The 4512-nt window shown below is 65.9% G+C and carries 4 protein-coding genes and 1 pseudogene; 4 read left to right on the forward strand and 1 reads right to left on the reverse strand.

The window, feature by feature from the left end; genetic code table 11:
• A pseudogene (locus AUC71_RS03025) lies at positions 1 to 1112 on the reverse strand (hypothetical protein); the annotation flags it as partial.
• Positions 1113 to 1381: 269 nt separating this feature from the next.
• Here AUC71_RS03025 and AUC71_RS03030 point away from each other — a divergent pair.
• From AUC71_RS03030 to AUC71_RS03045, 4 genes are all read left to right on the forward strand, one after another.
• Positions 1382 to 1693 (forward strand): hypothetical protein, encoded by a 312-nt coding sequence (locus AUC71_RS03030; RefSeq protein WP_069623089.1) that lies wholly within the window; start codon positions 1382 to 1384, stop codon positions 1691 to 1693.
• Between the two features lie 115 nt (positions 1694 to 1808).
• Positions 1809 to 3101, forward strand: a complete 1293-nt coding sequence (locus AUC71_RS03035; RefSeq protein ID WP_069623090.1) for a toll/interleukin-1 receptor domain-containing protein — start codon at positions 1809 to 1811, stop codon at positions 3099 to 3101.
• Positions 3061 to 3312 carry a hypothetical protein gene (locus AUC71_RS03040; protein WP_069623091.1) on the forward strand — a complete coding sequence of 84 codons (252 nt, stop codon included), beginning with the start codon at positions 3061 to 3063 and terminating at the stop codon, positions 3310 to 3312. The genes AUC71_RS03035 and AUC71_RS03040 overlap by 41 nt, the downstream gene beginning before the upstream one ends.
• Before the next feature lie 59 nt (positions 3313 to 3371).
• A partial coding sequence (locus AUC71_RS03045) for a tetratricopeptide repeat protein (RefSeq protein WP_141701401.1) occupies positions 3372 to 4512 on the forward strand: 1141 nt, incomplete at its 3' end.

Below are 4512 nucleotides of genomic sequence, written 5' to 3' on the forward strand. Positions count from 1 at the left end.
GTCGGGATCGACGCCGAGCACGTCGAGCGCCTCCAGCATTGTGCGCGGCAGCCAGTCCTCGTCCCATAGGCGTAAGCGGCTTGCCGTAGCCTCTTTCTGTCGGACCGCTTCCGGGTCGGGCTCCGGGTCCGGCGTCCGCACGGCGGGGAGCCTCGCCGGGCGCGCAGTTGCAGGAACATCGCGGGCATGGGCAACCTCTCCATGAACCTCTGCCGTCCCAGCAGCAGCGTGGCGGTCAAAGCGAACAGCACGGCGAGCGTCCACATGAACACCGTCGATGCGCTCTGCCACAGCGTGGCGCTTTCGCCGGAGTTCGGCAGCGCGCCGGTCACCTCGGCATCGAGCTCGACTTTCAAAGAGCGATACCCGGCAACGTCCGGCGCTTTCGGCGCGGCCGGGGTCGTGTCGGACGCGGTCGCGCTCACGGTGTCGGCTTGGCCGTCCGTCGAGGGCATTGACGGTATCGCGGGCATCGCGCCCGGTTCGGGGATGGTCAGGTCCGGGACGGGCGGTTCGGATGCGGCCGTCTCTGGATTTGTATCGGCTGCGGCGACTTGAGCCTCCGATGACCCCGGCGCCTCCTCCGGCTTCTTGGGCGGCAGCGGCGTTTCGGCGACCGCGGGGGCCGTCCGCTTGAACTGCGCGACGTTCATCGGGTTCGGCGCGAAGCCGCGCGGGAAGGCGATGCCCCCGCCGGCGCCTTGCCGATACCGCCCCGCGCGGTCGCCGTAAGCGGGCCCGCCATAGGGCGCATAGGCCTCGCCGGCGCTCTCCGCCAGGATCGGCGACAGCGCCGCCACCACCGACTGCCAGCTCGTGCGTACCCCGCCGCAATCGAGATCGAAGCGGTGGACGGACCAGTTGTGGCACTTGCGCCGGTCGTAAGGGGAGCAGGTCGTCAGCCGCTTATGCTCGGCGCGGCCGTAGATCTGGTAGGTCTGTGGTGCGCTCGGCGCGAGCGAGACCTGCCCGCCGATGACGCCGCAGGAGAACGGCATCACCATCTGGTCCGCCGCGGCCGGGGCGGTCGAGAGCCCGGTCAGGGCGGCCCCGGTTGCGGCGACCGCAGCCAAGCCGAGGAGAAGCGTTCTGACGGTCTCGCGCAAATCCAAGAATCCCCGAATGTCCCGAGCCCGACTCTTCGAAAAAACCGTGGCGGTCCTATGATGAAAACCGGCTGAAAGCGTCTTTTTGGGCCCCGAATCTTGGGCCAATCCTGCGCCCAAAACGTTTCTCAGGCGCTAAAGACTGAGAGGTCAAGCCGCTTTGGACCCGAAGCGGACGAGCAGAAGGTCTTCTGCAACCTTTCAGCATTCAACCGAGCGTCGTAGGGTGCTGCGGAACTCGGTCTTGAGAGCTCGACAGGGATAGGGAGAAAGACATGCGGGTCTCGAAGCTGCTGCTGGCCCTGGCGTTGACCGGGTCCACTGGGGCCTTTGCTTATGACGGCTTCCAAGCGGATTTCGCCGTCTGCACCCAGGGAAACAACAAGGGTGAGGTCGTGGCGGCTTGCACGCGGCTCATCGACAACGCGGCGGCCGAGAACGCCACGATCGGCATGTTCTATGGCCTGAGGGCGGCAAACAACGACGACCCGGCGCAGAACTGCCGCGATGCCCGCAAGTCCCTGGAGCTTGCCGAAGATGACGCGATCAAGGGACTGTCCCAACAGCTCATAGCCGCGAACTGCTGACAGAACCCCGGGCAAGCCGCCTGGTTGGTGGCCGTCCGAAACTTGCGGTGTCCGCGGGTCCCGCTGATAATCGGCTGAAGGTGCGGGCGTCAGTCGAAGATGGGGGGTCAAAGCCGTGGCGGAGACCGTCGCCTACAAGTACCGCGCCTTTATCTCCTACAGCCACGCCGACACGGCTCACGCCAAGTGGCTGCATCGCGGGCTCGAAAGCTTCCGCGTCGATCAGGACCTGGTGGGACGCGAGACCGCGACAGGCACGATCCCCAAGAGCCTGCGCCCCGTCTTTCGCGATCGCGACGATTTCACCGCGGGCCATAGCCTGACGGACCAGACGCTGGCCGCGCTCGATGCGTCGGCGGCGGTGATCGTGATCTGCTCCCCCGCTTCGGCGAAGAGTGCCTACGTCACCGAAGAGATCCGCCTCTTCAAGGCGCGGCATCCCGAACGACCGGTCATCCCGCTGATCGTCGACGGCAAGCCGGGCGATCCCGACCTCGAATGCTTCCCGCCCTCCCTCAGGTTCAAGCTGGATGATGATGGCCGGCTCACCGCCGAGCCGGTCGAGCTGCTTGCGGCGGACGCCCGGGAGCAAGGCGACGGCAAGAACCTGGCGCTCGCCAAGGTCGTGGCCGGGCTCCTCGGCGTCTCGTCCGACGACATCTTCCGCCGCGCCGAGCGCGACCGGCGCCGCCGACAGCGCAGTTGGATCGCCGGGCTTTCGGCCGTGGCGATCATGCTGGCGGGTCTCGCCGTGTGGGCCGAGATCAACCGCCGCGAAGCCGTTGCCCAGCGCGACGTGGCCGAGCGAAACTTCGCCATCGCCAAGCAAGGCGCCAATTCGCTCATCTTCGACATCGCCCAGGCGCTGCGCCACCAAGAAGGCATGCGCACCGAGACCGTGCGCAAGATTCTCGGCACCGCCGAGGAGGCCATCGGGAAGCTCGCCCAGCGGTCGGATGGCAATCCGGACCTGCTGCGGCTTCAGTCCGCCATGTTCAATGAGTTCGCGACGACCTATGCCGCGCAAGGCGACACGGCCAAGCAGGAAGAGGCGGCACAAAAAGGGCTCGCCATCATCGCGCGCTTGGCCGAGGAGGACGCCGGCAATGCGGAGTGGCAGCGCGATCTGTCGATATCCTACGATCGCGTCGGCGAAGTGCTGGAGGCTCAAGGCGATCGCGTCGGGGCGTTGCAAGCCTATCAAACAGCCTCGCCATCAGAGGCCGGCTTGCCGAGGCGGACCCCAGCAATGCGGCGAGGCACGATCTCTCGGCCTCCTACAATACGTCGGCGACTTGCTCGTGACGCAAGGCTTTCTCGCCGAGGCGTTGGAGGCCCATCAAATCAACCTCGATATCAGAGAGCGCTTGGTCGAGGCCGACCCGGAAAATGCGGCCTGGCGGTTTGACCTCGGCATCACCCATGAACGCATCGGCGATATTCTGAAGGCGCAAGGCGACCTGTCAGCCGCTATGGACTCGTACGAGGCAAAGCGGAAAATCGTTGCCAAGCTGGTCGAGACCGACCCCGGCAATGCCCGCTGGCAGCGGGATCTCGCGTTCGCCTACGATAGGGTCGCCAATGTGCTGGTGGCGCAGGCAACCTCACCGAGGCCCTGAAGGCCTACCAAGATGGCCTCGCCATCAGAGACCGGCTGGTCGAGGCCGACCCCGGCAACGTGGAGTGGCAGCGCGACCTCTCGGTGTCCAACGAACAGCTCGGCGGCATTTACCAGGCACAGGGCAATCTTGACGCCGCGCTTGCTCGGTACCGGGCAAGTCTCAACCGCATGATCCCCATTCGGGATGCGGATCCGGCAAACCCGAGCTTGCAGCGTTTCACGTCGGTGACTCTCGAGCAGATCGGCGACGTTCTAAAAGCGCAAGGCAAGCTCGCGGAGGCGCTGGAAGCCTATGAGGACTGTCTCGCCACCGCCGAGCGCCTGGTCAAGGTCGACCTCGGCAATCTCGAATGGCGGCGCGTTCTCTCCGTCACCTACAACAAAGTCGGCGACGTGCTGACGGCGCAGGGCAAACTCGATGCGGCGTTGGAGGCCTATCGGGATGGCCTGGGCGTCGCCGAATGGTTGGCCGCGAAAGACGCCGCCAACACCGAATGGCAGCGCGATCTCTCCGTGTCCCATGAACGGATCGGGACCGTGCTTGCGCTGCAAGGCAAAGCCGAGCAGGCGCTGGAAACCTATCGGAACAGCCTCCTCATCAGAGAGCGCTTGGCCGGGACGGCGCCCGGCAACGCCCAGTGGCAGCGCGATGTCGCTCTTGCCCGCAGCAATATTGGCGACATGCTGTTGGCGCAAGGGAACGCCGACGAAGCCTTGAAGCTTTACGAGGAGGGCTTTGCCGAAGCCGAGCGCCTGGCCGAGGCGGACCCCGGCAATGCGCGGGGGCAACGCAATCTCTGGCTGTTCCACATCAAGCTTGGCAACGCGCAGAGAGCGCGCGCGAACCCTGCCGCTGCGCGTGAATCCTACGATGACGCTTTGGCTATCGCGAAACGCTTGGCCAAGCTCGATCCGAGCAATGTCGATTGGCAGCGCGACGTCGCGTTTAGCCATGGCCATGTCTCCATCGCGCTGGAGGAGCAAGATAAGGACGCACAGGCGCTCGATGGGTATCGGCAGGCTCGGGCGATCATGGCGCGCCTCAAGGAACGGTCCCCCAATGACCCGGGGTTGCAGAGTGAGCTTGCCTGGCTCGAGGAACGTGTCGCGGCGCTAGAGCAGCCGCCGGCAGGCGAAGCGGACCCGGTCGCCGCGCCGGGGGAGCCGCAGACGCCACCCCCAAGCGAAGCCGCGGATG

Source organism: Methyloceanibacter marginalis (assembly GCF_001723295.1).
Classification (GTDB): Bacteria; Pseudomonadota; Alphaproteobacteria; order Rhizobiales; family Methyloligellaceae; genus Methyloceanibacter; species Methyloceanibacter marginalis.

What these genes read in the sequence shown, in the direction of transcription:
- AUC71_RS03030 (WP_069623089.1), top strand. Translation starts at nt 1,382, where the DNA reads ATGCGGGTCTCGAAGCTGCTGCTGGCCCTGGCGTTGACCGGGTCCACT.